This window comes from Kitasatospora sp. GP82, from assembly GCF_029892105.1.
In the GTDB taxonomy this organism is placed as follows: domain Bacteria; phylum Actinomycetota; class Actinomycetes; order Streptomycetales; family Streptomycetaceae; genus Kitasatospora.
Map to the genome: position 1 here is coordinate 18,171 of NZ_JARZAJ010000051.1, position 26,161 is coordinate 44,331.

The 26,161-nt window shown below is 72.0% G+C and carries 29 protein-coding genes; 16 read left to right on the forward strand and 13 right to left on the reverse strand.

The window, feature by feature from the left end:
* Positions 1-78: 78 nt before the first annotated feature.
* Positions 79-1,449 carry a hypothetical protein gene (locus P3T39_RS32435; RefSeq protein WP_280702831.1) on the reverse strand — a complete coding sequence of 457 codons (1,371 nt, stop codon included), beginning with the start codon at positions 1,447-1,449 and terminating at the stop codon, positions 79-81.
* 406 nt (positions 1,450-1,855) lie between these two features.
* Here P3T39_RS32435 and P3T39_RS32440 point away from each other — a divergent pair, with 406 nt between their 5' ends.
* On the forward strand, positions 1,856-2,239 hold the full coding sequence (locus P3T39_RS32440) for a DUF2087 domain-containing protein (protein ID WP_280702832.1): 384 nt from the start codon (positions 1,856-1,858) through the stop codon (positions 2,237-2,239).
* Between the two features lie 148 nt (positions 2,240-2,387).
* Positions 2,388-2,795, forward strand: a complete 408-nt coding sequence (locus P3T39_RS32445) for a PPOX class F420-dependent oxidoreductase (RefSeq protein ID WP_280702835.1) — start codon at positions 2,388-2,390, stop codon at positions 2,793-2,795.
* 49 nt (positions 2,796-2,844) lie between these two features.
* Here the strand turns inward: P3T39_RS32445 and P3T39_RS32450 are convergent, their stop codons facing one another.
* The 3 genes from P3T39_RS32450 to P3T39_RS32460 form a co-directional block, all read right to left on the reverse strand.
* Positions 2,845-3,240 carry a DUF1508 domain-containing protein gene (locus P3T39_RS32450; protein ID WP_280702836.1) on the reverse strand — a complete coding sequence of 132 codons (396 nt, stop codon included), beginning with the start codon at positions 3,238-3,240 and terminating at the stop codon, positions 2,845-2,847.
* 100 nt (positions 3,241-3,340) lie between these two features.
* Positions 3,341-3,880: a DinB family protein gene (locus P3T39_RS32455; RefSeq protein ID WP_280702837.1), complete on the reverse strand. Its 540-nt coding sequence runs from the start codon at positions 3,878-3,880 to the stop codon at positions 3,341-3,343.
* A gap of 70 nt (positions 3,881-3,950) precedes the next feature.
* Positions 3,951-4,424, reverse strand: a complete 474-nt coding sequence (locus P3T39_RS32460) for a MepB family protein (protein ID WP_280702858.1) — start codon at positions 4,422-4,424, stop codon at positions 3,951-3,953.
* A gap of 197 nt (positions 4,425-4,621) precedes the next feature.
* Between P3T39_RS32460 and P3T39_RS32465 the strand changes: the two genes are divergently transcribed.
* Together P3T39_RS32465 and P3T39_RS32470 are read left to right on the forward strand one after the other, a co-directional pair.
* A complete protein-coding gene (locus tag P3T39_RS32465; protein ID WP_280702838.1) occupies positions 4,622-4,807 on the forward strand; it encodes a hypothetical protein in 186 nt (61 codons plus the stop codon).
* A gap of 361 nt (positions 4,808-5,168) precedes the next feature.
* Positions 5,169-5,780, forward strand: coding sequence for a TetR/AcrR family transcriptional regulator (locus tag P3T39_RS32470; RefSeq protein ID WP_280702859.1), 612 nt, complete (start codon positions 5,169-5,171; stop codon positions 5,778-5,780).
* Between the two features lie 25 nt (positions 5,781-5,805).
* On the opposite strand, the gene P3T39_RS32475 is transcribed toward P3T39_RS32470, so the two are convergent.
* Positions 5,806-7,494, reverse strand: coding sequence for a hypothetical protein (locus P3T39_RS32475; protein WP_280702839.1), 1,689 nt, complete (start codon positions 7,492-7,494; stop codon positions 5,806-5,808).
* A 278-nt stretch (positions 7,495-7,772) separates the two neighbouring features.
* Between P3T39_RS32475 and P3T39_RS32480 the strand changes: the two genes are divergently transcribed.
* The 4 genes from P3T39_RS32480 to P3T39_RS32495 all read left to right on the forward strand — a co-directional run bounded on the left by P3T39_RS32480 (position 7,773) and on the right by P3T39_RS32495 (position 10,622).
* A complete protein-coding gene (locus P3T39_RS32480; RefSeq protein ID WP_280702840.1) occupies positions 7,773-8,345 on the forward strand; it encodes a hypothetical protein in 573 nt (190 codons plus the stop codon).
* A 112-nt stretch (positions 8,346-8,457) separates the two neighbouring features.
* A complete protein-coding gene (locus tag P3T39_RS32485; RefSeq protein WP_280702841.1) occupies positions 8,458-9,117 on the forward strand; it encodes a DUF3105 domain-containing protein in 660 nt (219 codons plus the stop codon).
* Positions 9,118-9,137: 20 nt separating this feature from the next.
* The gene (locus tag P3T39_RS32490) at positions 9,138-9,845 is read left to right on the forward strand and encodes a DUF305 domain-containing protein (protein WP_280702842.1); all 708 of its coding nucleotides are present in this window, start codon (positions 9,138-9,140) and stop codon (positions 9,843-9,845) included.
* A 222-nt stretch (positions 9,846-10,067) separates the two neighbouring features.
* Positions 10,068-10,622, forward strand: coding sequence for a MarR family transcriptional regulator (locus tag P3T39_RS32495; protein WP_280702843.1), 555 nt, complete (start codon positions 10,068-10,070; stop codon positions 10,620-10,622).
* Positions 10,623-10,647: 25 nt separating this feature from the next.
* Here P3T39_RS32495 and P3T39_RS32500 read toward each other — a convergent pair whose 3' ends face one another.
* The 6 genes from P3T39_RS32500 to P3T39_RS32525 all read right to left on the reverse strand — a co-directional run bounded on the left by P3T39_RS32500 (position 10,648) and on the right by P3T39_RS32525 (position 16,997).
* On the reverse strand, positions 10,648-11,151 hold the full coding sequence (locus tag P3T39_RS32500) for a methylated-DNA--[protein]-cysteine S-methyltransferase (RefSeq protein WP_280702844.1): 504 nt from the start codon (positions 11,149-11,151) through the stop codon (positions 10,648-10,650).
* A complete protein-coding gene (locus P3T39_RS32505) occupies positions 11,148-12,773 on the reverse strand; it encodes an Ada metal-binding domain-containing protein (RefSeq protein ID WP_280702845.1) in 1,626 nt (541 codons plus the stop codon). The genes P3T39_RS32500 and P3T39_RS32505 overlap by 4 nt, the downstream gene beginning before the upstream one ends.
* A 133-nt stretch (positions 12,774-12,906) precedes the next feature.
* Positions 12,907-13,995 carry a ribosome small subunit-dependent GTPase A gene (gene rsgA, locus P3T39_RS32510; protein ID WP_280702846.1) on the reverse strand — a complete coding sequence of 363 codons (1,089 nt, stop codon included), beginning with the start codon at positions 13,993-13,995 and terminating at the stop codon, positions 12,907-12,909.
* A 414-nt stretch (positions 13,996-14,409) separates the two neighbouring features.
* Positions 14,410-15,318, reverse strand: coding sequence for a zinc-binding dehydrogenase (locus tag P3T39_RS32515; protein WP_280702847.1), 909 nt, complete (start codon positions 15,316-15,318; stop codon positions 14,410-14,412).
* An 84-nt stretch (positions 15,319-15,402) separates the two neighbouring features.
* Positions 15,403-16,374 (reverse strand): NAD(P)-dependent oxidoreductase, encoded by a 972-nt coding sequence (locus P3T39_RS32520; RefSeq protein ID WP_280702848.1) that lies wholly within the window; start codon positions 16,372-16,374, stop codon positions 15,403-15,405.
* Positions 16,371-16,997 carry a ScbR family autoregulator-binding transcription factor gene (locus P3T39_RS32525; protein WP_280702849.1) on the reverse strand — a complete coding sequence of 209 codons (627 nt, stop codon included), beginning with the start codon at positions 16,995-16,997 and terminating at the stop codon, positions 16,371-16,373. Before P3T39_RS32525 ends, P3T39_RS32520 begins: the two co-directional genes overlap by 4 nt.
* 150 nt (positions 16,998-17,147) lie before the next feature.
* Between P3T39_RS32525 and P3T39_RS32530 the strand changes: the two genes are divergently transcribed.
* Positions 17,148-18,053: a ScbA/BarX family gamma-butyrolactone biosynthesis protein gene (locus P3T39_RS32530; protein ID WP_280702850.1), complete on the forward strand. Its 906-nt coding sequence runs from the start codon at positions 17,148-17,150 to the stop codon at positions 18,051-18,053.
* A 104-nt stretch (positions 18,054-18,157) separates the two neighbouring features.
* Here the strand turns inward: P3T39_RS32530 and P3T39_RS32535 are convergent, their stop codons facing one another.
* Positions 18,158-19,621, reverse strand: a complete 1,464-nt coding sequence (locus P3T39_RS32535; RefSeq protein WP_280702851.1) for a glycosyltransferase family 39 protein — start codon at positions 19,619-19,621, stop codon at positions 18,158-18,160.
* Positions 19,622-19,677: 56 nt separating this feature from the next.
* On the opposite strand from P3T39_RS32535, the gene P3T39_RS32540 reads away from it, so the two are divergent.
* Positions 19,678-20,961: a glycosyltransferase family 87 protein gene (locus P3T39_RS32540; protein ID WP_280702852.1), complete on the forward strand. Its 1,284-nt coding sequence runs from the start codon at positions 19,678-19,680 to the stop codon at positions 20,959-20,961.
* Between the two features lie 104 nt (positions 20,962-21,065).
* Positions 21,066-21,419 (forward strand): hypothetical protein, encoded by a 354-nt coding sequence (locus tag P3T39_RS32545; protein WP_280702853.1) that lies wholly within the window; start codon positions 21,066-21,068, stop codon positions 21,417-21,419.
* A gap of 45 nt (positions 21,420-21,464) precedes the next feature.
* Here the strand turns inward: P3T39_RS32545 and P3T39_RS32550 are convergent, their stop codons facing one another.
* On the reverse strand, positions 21,465-22,751 hold the full coding sequence (locus P3T39_RS32550) for a YihY/virulence factor BrkB family protein (RefSeq protein ID WP_280702854.1): 1,287 nt from the start codon (positions 22,749-22,751) through the stop codon (positions 21,465-21,467).
* A gap of 279 nt (positions 22,752-23,030) precedes the next feature.
* On the opposite strand from P3T39_RS32550, the gene P3T39_RS37665 reads away from it, so the two are divergent.
* From P3T39_RS37665 to P3T39_RS32570, 5 genes are all read left to right on the forward strand, one after another.
* Positions 23,031-23,114, forward strand: a complete 84-nt coding sequence (locus tag P3T39_RS37665; RefSeq protein WP_317634116.1) for a putative leader peptide — start codon at positions 23,031-23,033, stop codon at positions 23,112-23,114.
* A gap of 186 nt (positions 23,115-23,300) precedes the next feature.
* Complete coding sequence (locus P3T39_RS32555; RefSeq protein ID WP_280702855.1) at positions 23,301-25,025, forward strand: nitrite/sulfite reductase; 1,725 nt, start codon at positions 23,301-23,303, stop codon at positions 25,023-25,025.
* Complete coding sequence (locus P3T39_RS32560; protein ID WP_280702856.1) at positions 25,022-25,195, forward strand: hypothetical protein; 174 nt, start codon at positions 25,022-25,024, stop codon at positions 25,193-25,195. Before P3T39_RS32555 ends, P3T39_RS32560 begins: the two co-directional genes overlap by 4 nt.
* 63 nt (positions 25,196-25,258) lie before the next feature.
* On the forward strand, positions 25,259-25,957 hold the full coding sequence (locus tag P3T39_RS32565; protein ID WP_280702857.1) for a phosphoadenylyl-sulfate reductase: 699 nt from the start codon (positions 25,259-25,261) through the stop codon (positions 25,955-25,957).
* Between the two features lie 56 nt (positions 25,958-26,013).
* Positions 26,014-26,161: adenylyl-sulfate kinase (locus P3T39_RS32570; RefSeq protein WP_280702860.1), on the forward strand; the 148-nt coding region annotated here is incomplete at its 3' end.

Here is a 26,161-nt window from a genome sequence, read left to right on the forward strand (position 1 = left end):
CGCTCAGCGTACCGGATTGGACACGGTGCGTTATCAGGCGGATGCGGTGGCGGTGGCGGTGCGACACCGCCACCGACGTCAACTCGCCGTCTCCCCGAAAGAGTAGAGACTGCGCATGGCGGCGACGAGCACCCGGCCGTGCGGGCTGAGAGAGCGGCCGTCCGGGGTGGTGAGCGGGCGGCGGGCGACCAGGCGGCCGAGGATGCCGCCGGGGTGCAGCACCGTTCCTTCACCGGGCAGGTTGACCAGGACGCACTCCTGCGACTCCTTGGGCCCGCACTCCAGCAGCCCGGCACCCGCCCGCCGGAAGACCAGCCGCTCCCCCTCCAGTGCGTACACGCCACCCGGCGGAGCGTTCAGCAGTACGCCAGGGCCGCCGGAATGACGGATCGTCAGCTGAACTGCCTCGACCGGATCGAGATCGGGCTTGCCGAGGGTACTGTGGCCGTGCCGTTCGGCGATGTGCCGGACCATGGTGGGCAACCGGTCGGCGGCGAGCTCCAGTTCACCGAGCAGCCAAGTGGAGCCGAGCACCCGGCAGTTGATCTCCAGTGCGGCCACCGAGCCGTCGGCGCGCAGCGCGAAGTCACCGCCGAAGATGCCCCGGTAGCCGAGGCCAGCCAGGCCGTGGCCGATCCGCTCCATCGCATCCCGCCCCTTGGCCAGCACCGGCGACGGCAGCAGGGCGGGGGCGTGGAAGTCGGTGCCGACGTATCCGCCGAACCCCGAGCCGAGCCCTTCCACGCCGGTGAGCTGGAGGGCGGGCCGCAGGACCTCGGGCATCCCTTCGCGGGGCACGAAGCCGTGGAAACTGAAGGTGGTGTCGCCCGCGTACTCGCTCACCAGCCAGCAGTCGCGCTGCGGCAGCTCGCGGGCCTCGGACGCGTCGGTGATCAGGTAGGTGCCGTTGCCGCCCGAACTCCTCGGCCTCTGCGCGACGAAGGTCGGGCCGAACTTCCCGCTCAGGAGCGGGTACTCGACCCGGTCGACGACGACGCTGGCCGGGGTGGGCACGCCGAGGTGCTCGAACCAGTCCCGCATCAGGACCTTGTCCGTGAGCAGCTCCGCACCGCCCGGCGCGGGCGGCACCAGCAGGCTCGCGCCGGTCCGTTCGATCGCCTGCCGCCAGCGCTCCCGGTACGTCCCGTAGGCGGCCAGCGCGAACTCGCGCCCGCGCCAACGGCTGCCGACCAGGCCGGGCAGCGTGGGCATCAGCTCCTCCAGATGCCGCCCGCTGCTGGTGTCCTCCCGGCGCCCGGTCTGCTCCTCCAGCGAGTGCATCAGGACCCCGAACCGCTCGGCCCAGCCGATATCCGCAGCCTCCACGGTCAGCAGCTCGGACAGACAGCCCGTGCGCAACAGGGGCAGCAGGTAGAGCGGGCGCGCGGCGAGCCCCAGGTAGCCGACGGGGCGCAGCAGACGCTCGACGTCATCAAGAGATGCGATCACGCGATGGATTATGCATCTCACCGACGCAGCCTCATTCTGATCAACTTACGGGAGTGGATGGGACACTGACGATGCCTTAGACTGCCCGCCCGCTCGGGCCGGACGGCCGCGTCGGGCGTGGACCGTGTGCGACGGACGGCGTGGCGCGGCGCACCGCTCTCCGGGGACAGCGGCACGCCGCGCCGATCGGAGGGCGTAGAGCGGGGATTACAGGGTTGCTTGTCCATCGTTTGGTTGACGGTCGGTCCCGTGGTCCAGCCGTCGTCGACCGCGAGTTCGGCGGCGGCCCCGGCGCCAGGGACGCGGGCGAGGGGCGTGGACACGAAATCCGGGTGCGCAGGGGACGCGGGCGGCGGCAGGATGGCCGGGCTTCACCACCGACCACTCGAACGCAGGGACTGCCACCATGACCACCCAGGACCCCCAGGATTCCCAGAACCACCAGGACACCCACAACACCCGGGACACCCGGAATGCCGGCGGCGAGCGCGAGACGCCTGCCGACCCGCACACCGAGGCCGTACTGCGCGCCTTCGTCCAGGACGGCCGACTGACCCGGCTGCCCGCCAAGCGCGGCAAGCGGATCGTCGTCCTGGAACATGTGACGGCGCACTCCTTCCGCGAGGGCGCCACCTACGGCGAGCCCGAGGTCAACGAGATCCTGCAGCGGTGGTGCGAGGGCGGCGCGGCCGACCACGCCGCCCTGCGCCGGGAGCTGGTGAACGAGCGTCTGCTGGACCGAAAGGACGGTGCCTACTGGCGCAGCGGGGTCGTCACCACCCAGCGGTAGGCGGCGTCGACAGGGCAACGACGACCTCGACTCGTCCGGCCTCCTCAGCCCGGAATGCCCGCCTCTGGCGCTATGGTGAGCCGACGTCACGCTCGGCAACCGCAGCGCTACGTCGCGTAGGTCATCATCCGAGGAAAGGCCCTGGACCGTGTCAGCTGCACTCTCTGACGACCTGAGGAAGCTCGTGGACGACACCCCGGTCTTCGCGACCATTGCGACCCTCCAGCCCGACGGCAGCCCCCAGTTGTCGGTCACCTGGATCACGCGAGAAGGCGACGATCTGCTGCTCTCCACGACCGTGGGTCGCCGGAAGGAGACGAACCTCCGCCGCGACCCGCGGATCACCGTCCTGATCAATCCGCACAACGCGCCGTACACCTACGCCGAGATCCGTGGCACGGCCTCCCTCACCACCGAGGGCGCCCAGGATCTGATCAACCAGCTGTCGCGGAAGTACACGGGCAAGGACTACGCCGACTTCAACCCCGCCGCCAAGGATGACGCCGAGCGCGTCGTCGTTCGCATCACCCCGCGTAAGGTCGTCGGCTCGATCTAGGCCCGGCCCGGCGGGCCTTGGGCACGTGGCCGGGGGTGGCGCCCGCAGGTCACCGAGGCAGTCCGGGCCCTGCCGGGAGGTCCGGCTTCGCCAGCAGCGCGACGAACCTGCGGAAGGCGTTCTGGCAGGTCGCGTACCGCTCGTACGCCCTGCTGGAACGAGCCACCGGGTTTCCGCGGGCACCCGGGACCGCCCACATCCAGCCGAGCCCCTCCCGGACATGGGTGATCCTGGCGACCAGGGTCGGCGCGGCGGCCGCCAGTTCGGCAAAGGCCCGCCTGGCCTCCGCCGCCGACTCGTAGACCGGCGAGGAGACGGCGACCACCCGCCCGTTGGGAGCCTTCAGCTGCCACCGGAAGCGGCCGCCGGCCACCCGCTCGGCCTGCAGCCCGTCCCGGCCGGCCCGGGCCGCTCCACTCTCTCCGGCACGCCCGGAACCGCCCACCACTGCCCCCGCGGGACTTGTGCTGAATGATCGCGATAGCGCACCCAACGCTATGTGTGCACACCAGCGACCGGGAAGGCGAAGGAAGCGCCAATTCCCTTTATTGGCGCAGAGGTTCTCCCTCGTTAATCTCCACCGACCCGGACTGTCGACTGCGGCGGTGATCACCCGTCGCACCGTCGGTCAGTTCCCGCAGGATGTCCATGTGACCCGCGTGCCGCACGGTGTCCTCGATCATGTGGATGAGCACCCAGCGCATCGACACCCGCTCCCCCGTCCACGCCGTACCGAGCTCGTCGAGACCGAGCCGGCCGATCACCTCGTCGGCGGCAGCCCTGGCCCGGCCGTAGAACGCCACGATGTCGGCGGTACTCTCGCCCGGCTCGACGCGCATGTCCTCCTCGGGCGCGAACCAGAACGGCTCGGGCTCGACCCCGAAGGCCTGGCAGAACCACCCGTACTCGACGGCCGCCAGATGCTTCACCAACCCCAGCAGATTCGTCCCCGTCGGCGTCATGGGCCGCCGCACCTGCTCCTCATCGAGCCCGTCGAGCTTCCACAGCACCGCGTCCCGATGCCGATCGAGGCTGATGTGCAGGCTCTCCTTCTCCCCACCGGTGGGTGGCACCCGTCTCTCCATGAGCGCACCGTAACAGCCGCCGCCGACAGGTGAATCCGCGCCGCCGAGCGAAGTCATGCACCCGTAGGCCCTACCGAAGTCCCGGGCGGTAGAGGGTCTGAGCGCGGTCGGATCCGGCGGGACCGCCCTCGGCTACGTGCAGGAAGTAGTCCAGCTGCCACGTCTGCGTACTGCGGGCCTGGCGACTTGTCGTCGCAACCCATGGCGGGTAGACGCGGAATGCCCGTTTCCCACCCGAACCGTTCGTCGACACGATGTCCCGCTCGCAGAGCACATCCCGCGGAAAAACGAACTGCCCGAAGTGCCGGCCGTCGCGGCTACTGATGACGAAGAGGTCGACGGGGTCCTCCGCGTCGAAGGGCTGGATCGGCCCGCCGTCCGACCTCTTCCACACGGTCACGAACTGGCCGGCCTTGGTCGGGGTCGTCCTGGCCGCGCGGAACTTCACCGACAGGCCGTTCACGGTGAATTCGTGCGCCGCGTACTCGGCACTCTCCGCTTCGGCCACCGGCCGTGAACACGTGAACCCGCTCGGGTCGTACACCAGCGCCTTCGCCGCGAGAAGGTCACCGTGGATCGGCCCCGCGCACGTCCAGGACCGGGAGCCGGCGGCGTGGTCCTCCGGAGAACCCTCGTGTTTCGTCGTCACTCCCGCATCCTGTCACCACCCTCGGACACCCCGGCGGGGACGCCTGCCGGCCTCAGCCTGCGGTCGGCCGGAGGAGTCCGGCCAGGACCCGGGTGAGCACCCGGTCGAAGAGCGGCTCACCGGGTTCGCCCGGCCCGGCCGGCCGTGCCACCGCGCGGGCCGTCAACGGCGCACGCCTGGTGGCCCTCCCAGGAGTCGGCCACGACCTGCCCGCCGCACTCTGGCCGACCGTCGCACGCGAAGTCCGCGAGACGGCCACCCGGTCGGCACAACGGTGACCGCCGCAGCGACGGGCCGCAAGGGGCCCGGTGGCACGGCTGTCGGGCCGTCATGAGCGAGTGGGGCCATGCCATGCCGGCGTGATGGAGCGCCCGCGTGGCGTACGCGTCAACGCCGAGGTACTTCGGCTCGTCCTCAAGTGAGCCGGCTACCGGTGGATTGCGTGGCTGTCGCCGACAACCACGCCTCCACGTACGGGCTCGCAGCACGCTCCGCCGTGGACGGCGCAGCCGCTCGCACTGACGCCGGGCCGTGCATCGGCCCGGCTCCGCGGCCGCCCGGTCGCGGCCGACCAGGCGCGAGGTGGCCGAAGCCGTATGGTGGGAGGCCGGTCGGAGCGGGCAGGAGGAGGACGAGCAGATGGCGGAGGCACGGGCGCGCCGGGCTGCGCGGCCGCGCGAGGAGGTGTTCGCCGCCGCTCGGGCCGCGATCGCGGAGCACGGGGTCGCAAAGCTGACAATGGCCGGGCTCGGCAAGCAACTCCAGATGAGCGCCGGGCATCTTCTCTACTACTTCGGCAGCAAGGACCAGTTGCTGCTGGAGACCCTGCGGTGGAGCGAGGAACAGCTCGGTGCACGCCGCAGCGTGGCCCTCGGCCAGGACGGCGGCGGTGTCTGGGAGCGGCTCGCCGCCTACGTGGAGCTCTACCTGCCCGAAGGGCCGGGGGATCCGCGCTGGATTCTGTGGCTTGAGGTGTGGGGGCGGTCGCCGTCGAGTGCGGAGATCCGGCAGGGGCAGCTGGAGATCGAGGCCCCCTGGCAGGCCGACCTGGTCACCCTGATCGAAGAGGGCGTGGCTGACGGGGAGTTCACGGCGGAGGGGGCACACGACCGGGCCGTACAGATCCGCGCGTTGCTGGACGGCTTCGCCGTGCCGATCGCGATCGGGCTTCCGGGGGCCGGCCGGGACGAGGCCGCCGCGCACGTGGCATCCGTCACAACGGCCCTGTTGGGACGCGGGCACGGGCGCTGAGCCCGTCGGCCGGGCGGCGGACCGGCTACTCCGTCCAGAGGGCGACCGCCGTGCGGTCGTCGGTGTAGCCCTTGGCGCGGACCTGGACCTGGCGGAGGAAGTCGACCGTGCCCGGCGGATGCGGGTGGGCCCAGTGGCTGGAGAGGAAGTGCGCGACGGCCGCCTCCTCGGCGATCGGCTCGGCCAGGCCCGGTGAGCAGAGCAGCAGGATGTCCCCCGGTGTGGCCGGGACCAGCCGGAACCGGAACGGGCGCGGGGGCGCCACCGACGGCGGCGGTACGGGCTGCCGCCCGTCGGGATGGTGGAGCAGCCTGGCGCCGTATGCGTCGATCCAGTGTCCGGACCGCAGCAGGTAGAGGCCGCCGAGTCCGGTGCCGAAGGCGGCACGGTGGGTGGCGTCCGGGTCCAGCGAGAGCAACAGGCAGTGCAGCGACCCTGATCCGGTGGCCGTACTGGTCTCGGCGGAAGGCTCGGTGAGGTCTGTCGGCTTGCGATTGGGCGGAATTGACGATTCATCGCTTCGGAGTGGCGCGACCGCCCGGGCCGTCAGACGCTGCAAGCCGTAGCGGAGGCGGTCGCGGGCTCCGGCCCGGAGGTCGGCAGCGAGTTCGGGGCGGCTGCGGCCGATCGCAGCGGCGAGCTGACGGCATGCCTCGGCTGCGGCCGCAGCGGCGGCGGACGGCGGCTTCGAGCGGCCCGGCGTCGCCAGGACCGCCAGCAGCAGGCCCTCCTCGCCCTCGCCGAAGCGGGCGAGGAGGAGCGAGTCGCGGCGGGGTTCACCCCGGTAGCGGGCGGAGTCGCCCCGTACGGAGGCGGCTCGGACGGTCGCCGCACCGTACTGCGCGCCCTCGATGACGGTGTCGGGTACGAGGACGGCCAGTTCGTCCGGGTCGGCCGCGGGGAGGATGGTGGGCTCGGGCCCGTAGGTGGGCGGACGTTCGCCGACGTGCGGGACGGGGTGAGGCTGTTCGTGCGGGTCGGCCGCGGGGAGGATGGTGGGCTCGGGCCCGTAGGTGGGCGGACGTTCGCCGACGTGCGGGACGGGGTGAGGCTGTTCGTGCGGATGCGGGTGCTGGTGCGTCTGGCGGGGGGACGGCTGACGGAGCGGCGCCTCGTCGTCAGCGACGGTCGGCGCGAGGTCCGCGAGTGGCATGGCTGCTGACGTCACGTCAGTCTTTGGCGCGGGGGCGGCCGGTGCAGCCGTGAGGTCCGGCGCGTCCTGGGCCGCCGGGGGCTGAGCGGCGGCCGGGGGCTCGGGGTCGGCTGCGTGCTTGGCGAGGTCGGGGCGGGCGGCCCCGGGTGCGATGGCATCGGGTGCGGCGGCATCGGGTGGCAGCGGGGGAACGGGCGTCGGTTCGGGGGTGGGCGGGTGCTCGATTGTGCGCCGGCCGCCGATCATCCCGGCGGCCGAGTCGAACCAGTCGTCAACGGTGATCTCGGCCGGATCCAGGCGTACGTCCGCGCCCGCGCCCTCGTCCGCGCCCTCACCGTCGTCCTCCGCCAGACCGTCCGACGGCAGCGCCGGGCCGAGCCCGCCGTCACCCCCGCGCTGGGCGCCGATCATCCCGGCCGCCGTCTCGAACCAGTCGTCGATGCTGCCCTCGGCCGCGGTGGCGTCGGGGGTGTCCGGGAGGGTGCCTGCCGGGCCCGCGTACACCGTGTGCCACCAGCCGTCGTCCGGCCGGTGTTGCGGGGGTGCGCCCTGGTTGCTCATCTGGCGGCTCCTCGTCCGTGTGCTGCCGTCTGCCGAGCAGCCTGGGTGGCCGGACTCGACGTCATTCTCCCCAAGGAGAACGACGGTGTCCGGGAATCGTGGACAACCGGTCACCCGGTGGGGGCAGCTTTCCGGCCACCTTTGCGTCCGATCGGTCCTGACCTGCCCGGAACTGCCCCGACCAGGGAGGGTTCAGCACCTTCCAAGCACCATCGAACTGGAAAATGAAGGCCGGCAAGGGGCATCCCTTCACTCCTTCGGCTGATTAATATGTGCGCATGACCGCGCCGGGAGCCACCGCACCGCAGCCGGGGAGGGCCAGCGACGCGGGCCGCCCGGCGGGCGCCCTCTTGGTCCTGCTGCTCGTCGGTCTGCTGGCCCTGCTGCCCTGCGCGGGTCGCGCCCAGGCAGTCGCGGCGAATCCCAGCCCCGTGCCGGTCACCACCGTGACGGTGGCGGTGCCCACCGCACCATCCACGGTCAGGGCTCCCGGCGCGCCCGGAGGGGCGACCGGGCTCACCCCGTCGGCCGCGCACACTCCAGGGCAGCATGCCCCGACTTCGCACGCGCTCATCACCGCCCAGGCGGTGCATGGCCTGCCGGTGGACGACAGCCTGCCGTTGACCTGGTGCTCGGTCGACGGTGAGCACCCGCTGCCCGGGAGCGGCTGTTCCAACCACCCGTTCTGCGGCCAGGAGTCGCAGCTGCCGAACGCGCCGCCGCAGCCCGTGTCCATCGCGTCGGCCCAACTGCTCCCGCCCGGGGTGCTGCCCCTTCCCACGGAGTTGTCCCCCCTGGCCGGGCCTGACCACGCGCCCGACCTCCATGTGCTTCAGGTTCACCGGTCCTGAGCGGAACCCACCGTCGGCCCGAGCCGCATCGCGGACGGCCGACGGCTCCGCCGGCCCCACCACACCGCATACCGCCGTGCCCTCACACGCGGCGGGGACAAGGACACTTCCCATGGGTTCCGCATCAAAGCAGTCGAACAAGCCGGGCAAGGAAGGAACGGCCGACCGCCGCACCAGGATCGCCGAGCTCCGGGCCGAGGAGCAGCGCCGCGACCGCCGCAACAGGTTCATCGCGATCGGCGCGGCCACCGTGCTGGTCGCCTCGATGCTCGGCGTCGGCGCCTGGGTCGCACTGGACGCCAAGTCGAAGCAGGACGCCAAGACGGCCGACGCCAAGGCCCCGATCGAGGGCGTGAAGACGTACGACAACCTCTCCCGCACTCATGTGACCACCAAGGTCAACTACCCGCAGGTCCCGCCGGTCGGTGGCGACCACAGCCCGATCTGGGCCAACTGCATGGGCACGGTCTACGACAAGCCGCTTGCGAACGAGAACGCCGTCCACTCGCTGGAGCACGGCGCGGTCTGGGTCACCTACAACTCCAAGGCCTCCGCCGACGACCTCAAGACGCTGTCGGACAAGGTGAAGGTGACCCCGTACTCGCTGATGAGCCCGTACCCGGACGAGAAGGGCACCATCACGCTGACGGCCTGGGGCACCCAGCTGGTCCTGGACAGCGCGAAGGACCCGCGCGTGGCGGAGTTCTTCACCAAGTACGTGCAGGGCCCGCAGACGCAGGAGCCGGGCGCCTCGTGCAGCACCACTCAGTGACGGGGGCCGGGAACGTGACCGTGGATGCTTCTGACCGGGGGAAGGCCGTGGACGCCGTGGAGCCGGTCGAGACCGTTGAGGGCCCTGCTGCGCGGCGCAGTCGGCGGATGTGGTGGCCGGCCGCGCTGGCTGCCGCCGTCGCGCTCGGCCTGGGTGTCCCCGCACTGCTGGCCGGTGGCCCGGCCGCCTCGGGGACGGCGGCGAGTGCGCCCGCGACCGACTCCCCCGAGGCCGGGTTCGCCCGCGACATGGCGACGCACCACCAGCAGGCGATCGACATGTCCTTCATCGTCCGGGACCGCACCCAGGACGCCGCCGTCCGCAACCTGGCCTTCGACATCATCAACACCCAGGCCAACCAGCGCGGCATGCTGATGGGCTGGCTCGACCAGTGGGGTCTGACCCAGAGCTCGGCCGCACAGCCCATGGCGTGGATGAAGATGGACCACGCCTATGCCGCGCACGACGGTTCGCTGATGCCCGGCATGGCCACCAACGCCGAGCTGGACAAGCTGCGCGGGCTCAGCGGGCGGGACGCCGAGGTGAACTACCTCCAGCTGATGGTCCAGCACCACAAGGGCGGGGTCGAGATGGCCCAGGGCTACGTCGACGTCAGCACCGACCCGGTGGAGAAGCGGCTCGCGCAGACCATGGTCAACGGGCAGCGCGCCGAGATAGACCTGATCACCGGCATGCTGGCGGAGCGTGGCGCCAAGCCGCTCTCCTGACGATCCGTCATCCCCGGCGGCGGGGTGGGGTGGACTTCTCGTCCGCCCCACCCCGTTTCGCTGTCGGCCGGCCGCAGCGGGCGGCCGTCGACGAATGCGTCCGGAACGGAACTGCTCGTGGACAGAGTCTGTCCCCGGGCGATCCGATCCCCGCTGGAGGTGCTCTGCGACAGAGCTGGTCACGGACCGGGCCATGTGCTAGGAGGCGATACGCTGTCCGCCATGCCGTCGCAGTCCAACTCCGCTTCCACCTCCCCCGACCCCACCCTCTCCGGTGGTGAGTTCGGTGGCGAGTCTGCGCTGGAGCAGGCCGCAGCGATCGAGCGCGCTCAGCGGCTGACCGATGTGATCACCAGGCTCCGCCGGGCCCTGCGCAGCAGCATCCGCACCGACTACCCGTGGGAGTCGCTGCCGATGGCCCAGGTCGAGCTGCTGCAGACGCTGGCCGCCGCGCCGCTCCGGGTCGGCGAACTCGCCGCCCGTCAGCGGCTGGCACCCAACACCGTCAGCGGGCTGATCGGCAAGCTGCTGGAGGCCGGTTTCGTGGACCGGCAGGCCGACCCCGGTGACCGTCGCACCGCCCGGATCGCCCTGACCGAGGCGGGCCACCAGCAGCTCCGGGACTGGCAGCGTGCGCACGAGCGCCGGATGGCGTCCGCCCTGGAGAGCCTCTCCCGGGCGGACCGCGACGCCGTCATGCGCGCCCTGCCCGGCCTCGAGCTGCTGGCCAGGGCACTGGCCGGACCGGGTGCCCCCGAGGACCGTACCGGTCACTGACGGCGGGCGATTCCGCCCGGGGCCGTCAGAACAGCGTCCCGCGCTCCAGCTCGAGCAGCCAGCGCTTGCGCTCGACCCCGGCGGCGAAGCCGGTGAGCGCACCATTGGCTCCCATCACCCGGTGGCACGGGCGGACCACCAGCAGCGGGTTGGCACCCACCGCCCCGCCCACCGCGCGCACCGCACGCGGTGACTTCCCGGCCGCCGCCCCGAGTTCGCCGTACGTGACGGTCGTGCCGTACGGGATGTCGTCGAGCGCGGACCAGACCTGCTGCCGGAACTCGGTGCCGACCGGCGCCAGTCGCAGGTCGAAAGCGGTCAGCTCACCGGCGAAGTAGGCGGTCAGCTGCTCGACTGCCGGGGCCAGCGCCAGCGGGTCGGGCACCCAGTCGACGGCAGGTTCGGCGAGCGCGCCCTTCTGGCCGGGTGCGGTCAGCGCGGTCAGGGCCGCCGGGCCGTTGCCGTCCTGGACACCGCTCAGCAGCAGCACGCCCAGCGGGCTCTCCATGGTTGTGAACACCGTTGTCATGCCTGGTCATCCTTCACACTGTTCGAAGTCGTCTGCTGCTGCGGGCCCTGCTCCGCCGAGTCCGCTGACGCTGCGGTCCACAGTCGGTGGACGGCGTACGAGCGCCACGGCGCCCACGCTGCCCCGGCCGCCTTCGGGTCGCCGGGCTGTCCGAGGCGGAGCAGCCCGTGCCGGACCCCGGCGTCACCGGGCAGGAAGACGTCCGGGTCGGCGAGGGCTCGCATCCGCAGGTAGCCGACCGTCCACGGTCCGATCCCGGGGAGGGCCAGCAGCGTGGCCGCCGCCTGTTCGCGATCGACGCCGCCGTCCAGTCGGACGGTACCGTCGGCCAACGCCGCGCACAGGCCGGTGAACGCGCGGCGGCGGGACTGCGGCATGGCCAGGTCGGCGGCTTCCGCCCCGGCCAGGGCGGCCGCACTCGGGAAGAGCACGCGCAGCCCGCCGCTGGGCTCCGCCAACGGCACGCCGTAGCGGTCGGCCAGCCGACCGGCCAGCGTACGCGCCGCCGCCACGCTGACCTGCTGGCCGAGCACGGCCCGCGCCGCAAGCTCGTGCGGGTCCACATGTCCGGGTGAGCGGACGCCGGGCCGGGCCCGGACCAGGGCGCCGAGCACCGGGTCGGCGCCGAGCCGCCCGTCCACGGCGTCCGGGTCGGCGTCCAGGTCGAAGAGTGCGCGCAGCCGGTACACGGCAGTGGTCAGGTCGCGCAGGTCGGTCAGGCGCAGGCGGCAGTCGAGCCAGCCCCGGAGGGGGTCGGTGCCTGGGCCGAGCCCGTCCACCTCGGCGACGGCGTGGCCGTACGGGAGCGCGAGGGTTCGCCGGTAGGTGCGTACACCCGGGCGCGAGCCCGACCGCATGCCCGGCTGTGCCACCGCCGGTGTGCCGGTCTGCCCGCCGGTCTGGGCGCCGTTCTGTGCATCGGGCTGTCCGTAGGGGACGACCTCCTCCACACCGGGGACGGCACGCAGGGCGAGGAAGTCGAGGAGGTGGTCGCTGTCGAGGGCGCCCCGGTAGGCGAGCCGCAGACTGATCGTCCCGGCCCGCACGGTGTCCCGGCGGCCGCTCGCGACCTCGGCGCGCAGTCCGCTCGGGGTGCGGTCGTACACCTCGCGGACGGTGTCGTTGAACTGCCGCACGGAGGCGAAGCCCGCCGCGAAGGCGATCTCGGTGACCGGAAGTTCGGTGGTCTGCAGCAGCAGGCGGGCGGTCTGGGCACGCTGGGCGCGGGCCAGCGCGAGCGGACCCGCGCCGAGTTCCGCCGTCAGCTGGCGCTGCAACTGGCGCGAGCTGTAGCCGAGCCGGTCCGCCAGGCCGGCGACGCCCTCGCGGTCCACCACCCCGTCGCCGATCAGCCGCATCGCCCGGCCGACCAGGTCGGCGCGGTGGTTCCACTCGGGCGAGCCGGGGACGGAGTCCGGGCGGCAGCGACGGCAGGCCCGGTATCCGGCGCCCTGAGCGGCCGCAGCGGTGGGGAAGAAGGTGCAGTTCACACGCTTCGGCGTCACCGCGGGGCAACTGGGGCGGCAGTAGATGCCGGTGGTGCGGACGGCCGTGAAGAAGACACCGTCGAAGCGGGCGTCCCGGCTGTCCACGGCTCGGTATCTGGTGTCGTCGTCGATCACGCTGTCCAGTCTGCGTCACCGGCGAGGCATCGACTGGCGGAAATCGGACGCGGCCGTCGGCGGGTGGCGGAGCGGAACCACCGTGCGGCCGCCCCGATTCGACCGGGGGACCGCACGGTGGACATGGCGAAGGTCAGCGGCGAGTGGGGTTGTGCGGCCCGCGCATCGTCTTCGTAATGATCTTCCACTGCCTGAGGCGCTCGGCCGCGATCCGGGCGTCCGTCCTGGAGGCGATCCACTGGTTCTCGCGCTGGAGCTTGAGGTAGCTCTCCCACCTGCGCTGCGGGAGGGTGCCGTCCTCCAGGGCGGCAACCACGGCGCAGCCGGGCTCGGACCTGTGGCCGCAGTCGTGGAACCGGCACCCCTCGGCGAGTTCCTCGATCTCGGCGAAGGCCTGCTGGAGGCCCTCGCCGCCGAAGAGGCCGACGCCGCGCAGACCGGGGGTGTCGATGACCACGCCGCCGCCGGGCAGCAGGATCAGCTCTCGGGTGGTGGTGGTGTGGCGGCCCTTCTCGTCCCGGTCCCGGGTCTGCTGGACGGTCATCACCTCCGCGCCGATCAGGGCGTTGGTCAGAGTGGACTTGCCCGCCCCGGACTGCCCGATGAGGGCGGTGGAGCCGGGCAGGCAGGCCCGCAGGACGTCCATGCCCTCACCGGTCTCGGCGCTGACCACGAGGACGGTCGCACCGGGGGCGATCTCCTCGACATCGGCCCGGATGTGCTCGGCGTCGTCGACCAGGTCGGCCTTGGTGAGGACGACCAGCGGCTCGGCGCCGCTCTCCCAGGCCAGGGCCAGGAAGCGCTCGATCCGGCCGAGGTCTGGTTCGGCGGCGAGCGAGACGGCGATCAGCACCGAGTCGACATTGGCCGCCAGGACCTGCCCGTCCGAGCGCCCGCCTGCGGACTTCCGGATGATCGCGGTGCTGCGCGGCAGCAGCGCCGCCACCGCGGGCATGGGATCGGCCGTCAGGTCGACAGCCGCCCAGTCACCGGTGCACGGGCAGTTGACCGGGTCGGGATCGCCGACCGGCCGCGAGTCGGCCCGTACGGTCCGCAGCTCTCCCGACTCCGGGTCGACGAGCACGACATCGCACTGGCCACGGTCCACGCGGGCGATCCGCGCGGGGGTGAGCCCCGCCTCGGCGAGGGGGGTGAACTCGGCTGCCCGCGCCTCGTCCCAGCCGAAGCCGGACAGCAGGGGGGCGACAGAGGAGGTGTTCAACGGGGGTGACCCTTCAGGGAAAAGGGTGGCCCCGGCCGTGCGCCGATCGAAGAGCGACGATCGCGATCGGACGTCAGCGCATGGGTGTGGAAGTAGGTCGGCCGGAGACCACAGGGGTAGGAACGCCGGTCTTCTTGGCGCGGGCCACGCGCCGGACAACGACAGCCACCACGATCCCCACCTCCCTGCTCACTCGACAGCCGACAGCGCGACCCCTGTCGGGTCGCTGCGAACGCCACCACGGTAGTGGGCCCCGTCCGCGCGCACCACCGATTTAGATCCTCCGCAATTGGGGGGTGGTCTGCACCGGCGAAGAAGGACGCGGACGGGCCGACGACTTCGGTACCGACCGATGAGCCCGTCGGCACGTCCGCGCATCCGACCGAACAGTTGACGAGACGTCACAACCCGCTGTCAGCCGATGGTGAGCACGGCCTTCCCCCGGATACGGCGGTCGAGCAGGGCGGCGGCCGCTTCGGTCGCCGTCTCCCAGTCGCTCACCCGGTCCACCCGCGCCTGCAACCGGCCGTCCGCGACCAGGGCGGCCAGGTGTCCGAGGTCGGCGCCGGTGTCACCGCCGGCCTGGATACCGATCAGGGTGATCCGCCCGCGGATCAGCTGGTAGGGCTGGATGGGCGTCGGCTCGTTGGAGGTGGCGCCGATGGAGATCACCACGCCGCCCGGGGCGATGTGCCCGAGGAGCCCGGCGAGCAGCGGGCCGCCGACGTTGTCCAGCACGATGTCGAGCGGGGCGCCGATCTCCTCGGGGCCGGTGACGATGTGATCCGCACCGAGCTCGGCCAGCCCCTCGCCGCGCGCATGGCTGCCGACCAGCGCATACACCTCCGCGCCTGCCAGCTTGGCGAGTTGGACGGCGAAGCTGCCCACGCCACCCGAGGCGCCGGTGACGGCGACCCGGTGCCCCGGCCGGACCTCGGCGCGGCGCAGGGCGCGCAGCGCCGTCAGCCCGGCGACCGGCAGGGAGGCCGCCCGGACGAAGTCCACCGAGTCGGGCAGGACGGCGAGTTCGTCCACGTTCACAGCCCGGAGTTCGGCCCAGCCGCCGTCCCAGGCCCAGGTGACGACGCGGTCGCCGGGCTTGGGTCCTCGGCCGGAGGCGGCGGCCTGCTCGACCACCCCGGCGGCGTCCCAGCCCGGGACCGTCCCGTCGGGCCGGTCGTCGCCGGGCTTCGGCAGCTCGCCGTAGTTCAGCGAAGTCGCGGCGACCCTGACGAGCACCTCGTCCGGCCCCGGTACCGGGTCGGGCACGGTGGCCGGAGAGAGCTGTCCGGGCACGGAATGGTCGACAACGAGAGCACGCATGCTGTGAACCTCCTCGGTTCTGGACTACTACGTACAATCAGCGCCCGGCCACGCGCATTCCCGTCTCGGCGACCGGAGTTCGGCTCACCCCGGCTCGCCGCCCAGCGCCAGGTGATCCCGGTACCAGCCGGCCGACGCGCCCAGCCTGGCCAGCAGCCCCGGCCCGGCCGGACAGTCGGCCAGGTCCCAGATCTCCTCACTGCGGTACCAGTGGTCCTGTGCCAGCAGCGAGAACTGACGCTCCGACACCCGCCCCGGGGTCTCGCCGAGCAGCCGCAGGCACGTCGGCCACGGCAGGTCGGCCTCGGGCCGCACGGGCAGCACGCCGTGCCGTGCCAGCTCGGCGAGCAGCTCGCCGACCGGCACCGGAACGGGGTGGCTCGCATGGTGGACGGCCGGCTCGACCGGCTCGGCCGCCGTCGCCAGGGTCGCGATCAGCCGGGCCAGGTCGCCGACCTCCACCACGGACAGCAGGCCGGTGCCGCCGTCCCACACCGCCGGTACCCGGCGGACGAGTTCGGCATAGGCGGGCACCACCCAGCGATCCCCCCTGCCGAGCACCAGACCGGGCCGCAGGACCACCGCGCCCGCCGCCCTGGCGAACCCCTCCCCCGCCAGCCGGGTCCGGCTGGCGGGGGACACCGGAGCCGGGCGCACCCCGTCCACCGCGATGCCCCGGTGCGGGCCGAAGCCGTACACCGCCGCCGTGGACAGGTGCACGATGCGCGGGATCCGAGCCCGTACGGCTTCGCGCATCAGTGCCTCGGTACCCAGCGAGTTGACGGCCTCGCAGTCCTCCTCCGGGCCGCCTACCCGGGAGGCAAGATGGACCAGCGCCTCGGCACCGCGGCACAGTTCACGCAGCGACGCCCGATCGGCGAGATCACCGTGCACCCACTCCGCCCGTGGCACCCGCATCCCGCCCGGGGCCGGCTTCCCACCGGCCGGGACGGTCCGCGCCAAGGCGCGGACTTCCGCACCCGAGCCGAGCAGCGCCCGCAGTGCGGTGGACCCGATGAACCCGGTCGCACCCGTCAGAGCGACACGTAACGTCATGACCACACCCCGGCCCGGTGAATGTCGACCTTCAGGGACTCCCGTACCTGCTGCGTGGCGACTCCCGGCAGCAGGTAGCGCCACAACTGGGCGATCCGCTCCGGCAGGTCCATCCGGCAGGTCGCGATCTGCGACATGACCTGCGACCCGGTGAACGACGCCACCAGCAGCCGCGCGAAGCCCCATTCGTCCACGTTCGGCAGCAGTTCGCCGCGTTCGCGGGCGACGACGAGTTCCTTGGAGAACTGTTCGATCCACCACTCGTAGACCGAGTACTCGGAGAGGCCCGACTCCTCCTGCTCGACCGCGAGCCGCACCCCGGCCCGGAGCAGCACGTTGTGCCGGAGCTCGACCGCCAGGTAGAGCGTGAGGTCCACCAACTGCTGCATCCCCTTGGGGGACTTGGGCAGGTCGAGCCGGTCGGCCTGGTGCACGATGACGGCCCGCGCCAGGTCCTCCTTGGACTTGAAGTGGAAGTACATCGCCCCCTGGGTGGTCGAGGCCTGCTCCATGATCTTGGTGATCGCCGCTCCGGAGTAGCCGCATCTGTCGAACACTTCGGCGGCGGCTTCCAAGATCAACCACCGCGTGCGGATCGCCCGTTCCTGTTTGGGCTGCGCCATCGACTCACTCCTGAGGACCATCGACAAAAAACAGAACGTACTTTATTTTTTAGCCGTCGCAGCATTCAACCCGTACACCGAGAAACGCTGTCCTCGGAGTTGAGAGACACCGATATGACCAGTCTTGCGCATGATGCCCCTACCGCTGCCATGTCCGCGGGGACCGTCCCCCGGCATCTCGTCCACAAGCTCGACCCGGGCGAGGTCTTCCTGATGGACTGGCGGCGCTCCGCCCCCGACACCTTCACGATCTCCGCCCGCTGGCCCGGCGACCAGCCCTTCTACTTAGGCGCCGACGGTTCCTACGAGCCGCTGCTGGTCAGCGAGACCATCCGCCAGCTCTTCCCGCTGCTCTGCCACGGCGGATACGACATCCCGCTGGACCGGCACCTGGTCTGGGAGAGCTACCGCTACGCCCTGATACCCGACGTGCTGCATCCCGGCGCCGGGCCCGACCCCGTAGAACTCGAACTGCGCGTGGTCTGCTCCGAGTTAGTACGCCGCAAGGCCCATCCGACAGCCATGACCATGCACGTCGAGCTGCTCCGCGACGGCATGCTGCACGCCCGCTCCCGCTCCCGCTTCACCATCCAGGCGCCCGCCGTCTACAGAAGACTGAGAGCCGGCCACGGCGACTCGGCCCAGGCCATGGCCTCCGCGGTCCCCCTCCAAGCCCCCGTCCCCGCAGCGGAATCCGGTCGCCACCGCCCCGAGGACGTCCTGCTCTCCCCGCTCGACGACCACGAGGGGCCGGGCGGCAGCTGGCAGCTGCGGGTGGACACCACGCACCGCAAGTACTTCGACCATCCCGTCGACCACGTCCCCGGCATGCTGCTGCTCGAAGCGGCCCGGCAGGCGACCCAGGCGGTGTTGCACCCGCACCCCGCACTCCCGGTCGCCATGGAGACCAGCTTCCACCGCTATGTCGAACTCGACGCCCCGTGCCGCATCGACGCCCAGCTGATCCCCTCCGGACTGGTCCGCGTCACCGCCCACCAGAACGGCGAACTGAACTTCCGCGCCGATGTCCTTCCGGGCGCGGTCCCGTTGGTCTAGACGCACCCCACCGGCCGGGGCGCTCCCTCGGGCAGCCCGGCCGGTGGCCTCCGTCCCGCCCGGATCAGCCGGCTCCCGTACGGCCGACCAGATCTGATGCAGAGTCAGCCGCAGGATTCCGGGACGGCGTAGAGGGTGACCTTGATGCCGTGGACCGTGGTGGTCCGGCAGGGCTGGAAGCGGTCGGCGAGAGCGGCGAGCTTGGCCTCGTCGCGGGCGGGGACGGTGGCACGGGGGCGGGGGTCGGTCACCAGCACGACGCGGCGCGGGGTCGTCAGGGCGGCGCTGATCGCGCCGGGTTCGGCCTCCACGCCGTTGATGGTGCCGGAGGCCGCACCGGTCTCGGCCAGAGCGAGATCCCGAAGCCCGGCGAAGGCAGCCGGGTCGTAGAGGGCCGCTTCCCGGCGGGCGCCGGGGACGAAGAGCACCGCATCTCCCGGACGCCCCAGCTCCCGCACGGCCCGCGCAGCCGCCGCGACGTCGTTGGGCCTGCTCTGCGGGGTCCGCAGTCCGTGCTCCAGCGGCAGTGGCCCCAGCAGCAGCGCGGCCAGCGCGAAGGCCGCGACGACCGGGCGGGCCCGCTGCGGCACCGGCAGCGCCGACCGCGCCCAGGCGCGGTCCAGGGCCAGTCCGAGCAGCAGCGCAAGACCCGCGTAACTGAAGACGACATAGCGGTCCACATACAGCGGATCGAGATACGACACCAGGATCAGCACCGCCGGGGGTACGACCAGCAGCGGCAGCGCCACCGCCCGCAGCCGGACCGGCGCCCCGGCAGCCGCCGGTTCCCGCAGACCCGCACAGAGCGCGCCGACGGCACCGGTGAGAGCCGGGGCCCAGATGTCGGTCCAGCCCGGCGTCCTGATCCAGGCAACCTGGTCCGCCTGCTGGCGGCTGATCAGCACCAGCGGCAGCAGTGCGAGGGCAGCGGCGGCCGTCGCCACGGCCCAGCCCCGCCACACCCGCCGGTCCGCCCGTCCCCACCCCAGCGTGATCGCATGCCCGGCCATGGCCAGCACGGCGAACTCGTGCAGCAGCGCCGCCAGCAGCATGACCGCCCCGTACGCCGCCCAGGCCCCGGCCCTCGGCCGCTGCCAGGCGCGGACCAGCAGCAGAGTGCCGACCACGACGGCCGCACACGCCGAGGCGTACGAGCGCCCTTCCTGCGCATACTGCTGCACCGCGGGCACCAGCGCGAAGACCAGGCCCGCGAGCAGCCCCACCCGCGGTCCGGCGAGCCTGCGACCGGTCTCGGCGAGAGCGGCGGCGGCCAGCGTCATCGCAAGGACGGAAGGCAGGCGCAGCGCAACCAGACCGCCGTCCCAGCAGGAGAAGACCGCGTGCAGGATCAGATAGTGCAGCCCGTGCACGGCGTCGATCTCGCCGAGCAGTCGCCACAGTTCGGGCAGGGTGCGGTGGGCGACCTGGTAACTGACCGCCTCGTCCCGCCAGATACTCCCGCCCCGGCCGATCCCCCAGAGCCCGAGAAGGAGAGTCAGTAAGGCCGGCGGCAGGACAACGGGCCAGGCCCGCCCGGGCGTCGATGGCGTCAGAGGTATCACGATCACTCAGTATGCAGAATACCGGCGGCGGACCGTCCCGACCGGGTTGAGAGACTGGCCCGATGCTCTCGCACCCGCAACGACGGTACCGGCAACGACGCGTCCCGCCCGTGGCCTGGCCCGTCCTCGTCTGGCTGGTGAGCCGTACCGTCCTGGTGGCGGGTGCGCTCAAGGTCGGTCCTTTCGCGACCACGGACCCGCTCGACTACTCGGTCTCGCACGTCTACCACGGCTGGTTCGAGGTGCTGGCAGAGGGCCGCTTCCCGATCGGGGATGTCAGTTGGCAGTACCCGCCCGGTGCGGCGGGGGTGATCACGGCGCCCGTACTGTTCCCGTTCGTCGGGTACGACCGTGCCTTCGTCCTGCTGTGCGCGCTGTGCGACCTGGCGGTGATGGCCGGGCTGGTACGGGTGGCCGGCCGGGCCCGGCACGGGGCCGCGGCGGGCTGGCTGTGGGCGGCGGGACTGCCACTGCTGTGGACCGTGCCGTGGACCCGCTTCGACATCGTGGTGGCCGCCGTGGCGGTGGCGGCGCTGCTGAGCGCCAGGCGCGGTGACCGCGCGTTCGGAGTGCTGGTCGCGCTCGGGACACTCATCAAGGTGTGGCCGGTGCTGCTGCTGATCGGCACGGCGCGCGGGCCGCGCACCCGGCGGGCGTGGTCGGCGGCGGCGGTCACCGCGGTATCGGCCGGGGGCGGAGTGGCGCTCGCCTTCCCCGGCGCGTACGACTTCCTGACGGCGCAGGAGGAGCGCGGCATCCAGTTCGAGTCGCTCGGCGCACTGCCGTTCCACCTCGCCCGGCACCTGGGCTGGTCTGGCCGACTGGCCGTCAACTACGGCTCGACCGAGTTCCTCGGGCCCGGCGTTCCGCTGGCGACCGTGGTCAGCGAGGTCTGCACGGTGCTCGCGCTCGGGTGGCTGGTGTGGTGGCGGCTGCGGGCCGATCTGCGGCCGGGGTGGGTGCTGCCGGACGCGGCGCTGACGGCGGTGCTGCTGTTCACGGTGACCAGCAGGGTGCTGAGTCCGCAGTACCTGGTGTGGCTGGTGGCGCTGGCGGCGGTCTGTCTGCTGCACCGTGAGACCTCGCAGCGGCCGGTGGCGTACCTGGTGCTGACGGCCTGCCCGGTGACCATGGCGGTGTTCCCGTTCATGGGCCGCGCGTTGGTCGACGGGTCGGCCACGGCCGCTGGGCTGCTCGCCGCGCGCGACCTCCTCCTGCTGGCGGCCGCCCTGCTGTCGGCTCGTCGGCTGTACCGGGCCACCCGGCCGGAGCCGGCCGAGGCCGAGGCCGAGGCCGAAGCGGACCCTCGACGGACGCCCGCCCTGGGAAACGCCCCAATCGGGTGATATTCATCGGCGGTGGGGCGATTCGCCCGGTCCATGCCGGGAGGCTACCGGTTGGATGCGAACGGCAACGCCGCCGCCCTGACACGTCTCCACGTGGAGGTCAGATGTCCGTCTCGCGCCCCGCCGCCCCCCGCACCGCGACCGTCTTCGCGGCGGCGGTGACCGCCGTCGCCCTCGGCCTCGGCGGCCCGGCCGCCGCCCAGGCGCGGACTCCCCTGGACGAGGCGCGGCTCTCGGCCTACGACACCTCCGTGGCCTGCGGATTCGACGACGGGTACCGCTCCACCGGCTCGGCTGCGGACTGCGACGCGTTCGGCCGGAACGACGACACTCCGGACACCATCCGCTTCCGCCCGGTGGCCTGCACCCGCTTCCACGGCTCCCGGCGGGTCGAGGTCCCGGCCAGCTACGCGGACTGCCTCAGTGTGATCGCCAACCCGATCCTCCCCCGGCAGTAGGCCGAGGCGGGCCCAGGCCGGGGCAGAGCCCGCCAGGAGGTCTGCTCAGCGCTGCCGCTGGTTGCCCCAGCTGCCGTGGTGGTGCGGGTCGGTGTGCGGCGCGGGCCCGGTCGGACGGTCGGTGTCGGGCGGGGGCGGAGGCCGGCGGCGGTGGGTGCCCCGGCCGCCGAGGCGTCCGCGCAGGTCGGTCGGCGGCAGGAAGTCGGCCCAGCGTTCGGGGTACTCGGAGGGTGCGTCGCCGCCGTCCTCGTCCTCCTCCAGGTCGTCCTCGTGGCCTTCGCCGAGGCCGAGTTCCCTGGCCAGCCTGGCCCGTTCGACGGCGCGCCGGGCGGTGACCTCGCGGACCACCGCAGCAGCCGCCTCCTCGCTGGCGCGCTCGTTCTCGGCACGGGCGTCGGCGGTCTCGACGGTCGGCCAGCGGCGGTCTATGGCGGCGTTCATCGCGGCGCCGATCAGGACGGCGAGCGCGACCACCCCGATCCACAGCAGCACGGCCACCGGAGCGGCCAGCGACCCGTACACCGAAGGCCCCTCGACCGAGCTGATCAGGTAGATCCGCAGCAGCACACTGCAGACCACCAGGACGACGAGGGCGACCAGCGCGCCTGGAATGTCCTCGCGCCACGGCGTACTGACGGGGACGGCCACGTGGTAGAGCGTGGTGAGGAAGGCGATCAGCAGCAGGATGGTGGTGGGCCAGTACAGCGCGCTGACCACGCCTGCCGCCGGTCGGTACGCGGCGACCACCAGCCCGGGACCGGCGACCAGCAGCGGCAGGACCAGCGAGCCGATCAGCAGCGCCCCGAGGTAGAGGCCGAGCGACATCAACCGGGTCTTGACGATGCCTCGCTTGCCGTCCAGCCCGTACATGACGGTGATGGTGTCGATGAAGATGTACAGCGCCCGTGACCCGGACCAGAGGGAGAGCAGGAAGCCGATCGAGATGAGGTCCGGGCGGCCGTTGCCGAAGACCCCGTTCAGCAGGGGCTGGACGATCTGGTCGATCGAGCTCGGCGAGAGCACCGTCCCGGCAGCCGAGACGATGTCCTGCTTGAGCTTGTCGATGGTGCCCGCGCCGAGGATCTCGTCCAGGTAGCCGAGGGTGCCGGCCAGGCAGAGGAGCAGCGGCGGGATGGAGAGCAGAGTGAAGAACGCGGCCTCCGCCGCGAGCCCGGTGACGCGGTACTCCACGCAGGTGTTGGTGGTGTCCTTGATCAGTGCCCAGAACGTGGTCGGCCATGTCGCCTTGCGTACGGCACGGCGCGAGCCCTTGCCCCGGCGTCGCGAAGGCCGCTCTGGCGTCGTCCTGGAGGTTTCCCCTGCTGGTTGCACGCCCCTACGGTAGCGGGCCCCGGCCCCCGCCCGGTCTGCCCGGCGACACGTCGGGCGGGGCTTGCCGGCCCTCGCGGCCGAGCACCCCCGCAGACGGCACGCACACGACATATAGAAGGGGAGAACCCGGCGGGATCGGACGCCGGCCGGCCCGGCGCGGCACGTGGCACCGGAGCCCCGGTCTGGGCACGGTCACCGGAGTCTCAGAAAGTGAAACCAATGCGTCCACAATTCGGACGTTAGTGGACCGCGAGTCGCTCGCCGTGCGAATCTCTTGCCATGCCAAGCGCCGGAGCCACCCTAGTAGGTCGACTGCACGTCGATCTCCTTCGCGTGTCCAGCGCCATCTGTCCGGTGACCTGAGCCCCACCCCGCCGCCACCACCGCACTCGGCGCCACCCCTCGCCACTTCCGCCGACGCGGATGCACAGGCGTCCTTGGGCCGAGGTCACTGTCTGTCTGTCACCTGCTGGAACCCGCAGGTCAGCAGCAGTTTCGCGCCCGGGGATGCCAGCCCCGCCACCAAGCCTGCTGCCTAAGGACAACACCATGGCCACCACTCCCGAGACGGTCGAGCCCGCGGCCGACGGCGCGCCCGCGCGCCGTCCTGCCGCCGCCCGCAAGGTGACCCGCCACCGTGGCGAGGGCCAGTGGGGCATGGGGCACTTCACTCCGCTCAACGCCAACGAGCAGTTCAAGAAGGACGACGACGGTCTCAATGTGCGGACACGCATTGAGACGATCTACGCGCACCGGGGCTTCGACTCGATCGACCCGGCCGACCTGCGGGGCCGGATGCGCTGGTGGGGTCTCTACACCCAGCGCAAGGAGGGCATCGACGGCGGCAAGACGGCCGTCCTGGACCCGCACGAGCTGGACGCCGAGTACTTCATGCTGCGCGTGCGCATCGACGGCGGCCGCCTGACCGTGGCCCAGCTGAAGGCGATCGGCGAGGTCTCCGAGCAGTACGGGCGCGGCACCGCCGACCTGACGGACCGCCAGAACGTCCAGTACCACTGGATCCGGATCGAGGACGTCCCGGCGATCTGGCAGAAGCTGGAGGCCGTCGGCCTGTCCACCACCGAGGCGTGCGGTGACACGCCCCGCGTCATCCTCGGCTCGCCCGTCGCCGGTATCGCCGAGGACGAGATCATCGACGGCACGCCAGCCATCGAGGAGATCCAGCGCCGTTTCATCGGCAACCCCGACTTCTCCAACCTGCCGCGCAAGTTCAAGTCGGCTGTCTCGGGCTCGCCGCTGCTGGACGTGGCACACGAGATCAACGACGTCGCCTTCGTCGGCGTGGTGCACCCCGAGCACGGCCCCGGCTTCGACCTCTGGGTCGGCGGCGGTCTGTCCACCAACCCCAAGCTGGGCGTCCGGCTGGGTGCCTGGGTTCCGCTGGAGGAGGTCGCGGACGTCTACGGCGGCGTGATCGGCATCTTCCGCGACTACGGCTACCGCCGTCTGCGCAACCGCGCGCGGCTCAAGTTCCTGGTCGCCGACTGGGGCGTGGAGAAGTTCCGCCAGGTCCTGGAGGACGAGTACCTCAAGTACCAGCTGATCGACGGCCCGGCGCCCGAGGAGCCCAGCGGCCGCTGGCGCGATCACGTCGGCGTGCACCGGCAGAAGGACGGCAGGTTCTACGTCGGCTTCGCCCCGCGCGTCGGCCGGGTCAACGGCAAGCTGCTCTCGCAGATCGCCGACCTGGCGGCCCTGCACGGCTCCGACCGGCTGCGCACCACCGCCGAGCAGAAAATGCTGATCCTCGACATCGCCGAGGACCGCGTCGAGTCGCTGGTGGCCGGCCTGGAGGCGCTCGACCTGCGGGTCGCCCCGTCACCGTTCCGCCGCGGCACCATGGCCTGCACCGGTATCGAATACTGCAAGCTCGCCATCGTCGAGACCAAGGAGCGCGGCCGCAGCCTCATCGACGAGCTGGAGCAGCGCCTGCCGGACTTCGAGGAGCCGCTCACCATCAACATCAACGGCTGCCCGAACGCCTGCGCCCGGATCCAGGTCGCGGACATCGGTCTCAAGGGCCAGCTGGTGACGGACGAGAACGGCGAGCAGGTCGAGGGCTACCAGGTGCACCTCGGCGGCGCACTGGGCCTGGAGGCCGGTTTCGGCCGCAAGGTCCGCGGCCTCAAGGTCACCGCGGAGGGTCTGCCCGACTACGTCGAGCGCGTGCTGACCCGCTACCAGGCCGAGCGCCACGAGGGCGAGAGGTTCGCCCAGTGGACGGCCCGCGCGAGCGAGGAGGCCCTGTCGTGAGCGAGCGCGCAGCACCGTTCTACTGCCCGTACTGCGGGGACGAGGACCTGCGTCCCAACGAGACCGGACACGGCGCCTGGGAGTGCGCGGCCTGCCGCCGGGCCTTCCAGCTGAAGTTCCTGGGACTGCTGTCGACTGCCAACGGGGGCCAGGCACATGAGCGAGCGTAGCGAGCGAATCAACAGGATCTGCGCATTGTGCGAAGCGCCCGACAAGCGAAGCGGGGAGGGGGCATGAGCACGGAGGTCGATCTGGAGCAGCTGGCCACCGGAGCCGGCCGCGAGCTGGAGGAGGCCACGCCGCAGGAGATCCTGCGCTGGGCCGCCGACACCTTCGGCAAGCGGTTCTGCGTCACCTCCTCGATGGAGGACGCCGTCGTGGCTCACCTGGCCTCCTCGGTCCTTCCCGGCGTCGACGTGGTGTTCCTGGACACCGGCTACCACTTCGCCGAGACCATCGGCACCCGGGACGCCGTCGCGGCGGTCATGCCGGTCAACGTCATCACGCTCACCCCGAAGCTGACCGTGGCCGAGCAGGACGCCCGGTACGGGCCCAACCTGCACGACCGCGACCCGGACCTGTGCTGCTCGCTGCGCAAGGTCGAGCCCCTGAACCGGGGCCTGGGCGCGTACGACGCCTGGGCGACCGGACTGCGCCGCGACGAGTCGCCGTCCCGCGCCGACACCCCGGTTGTGGCGTGGGACGCCAAACGCCGCAAGGTGAAGATCGCACCGATCGCCCGCTGGACCCAGGACGACGTGGACGCCTATGTCAACGCCAACGGGGTACTGCTCAACCCGCTGCTGTGGGAGGGCTACACCTCCATCGGCTGCTCACCGCTCTCCTGCACCGCCAAGCCCGGCGAGGGCGAGGAGGGCCGGGCCGGGCGGTGGGCGGGCTCGGGCAAGACCGAGTGCGGCATCCACCTCTGACGCACAGTCAACTCACTTACTATCCAGGAGACATCACCGTGACGACAGCCGACGCCTTGGCCGCCGGGGAAGCCGCAGAGGCGGCCCCCGCGGCCGACCCCTGCGAGCGCGGCGCCACCGTGTGGCTGACCGGGCTGCCCAGTGCGGGCAAGACCACTCTTGCTTTCGCGGTGGCCGAGCGGCTGCGTGCGCAGGGGCATCGGG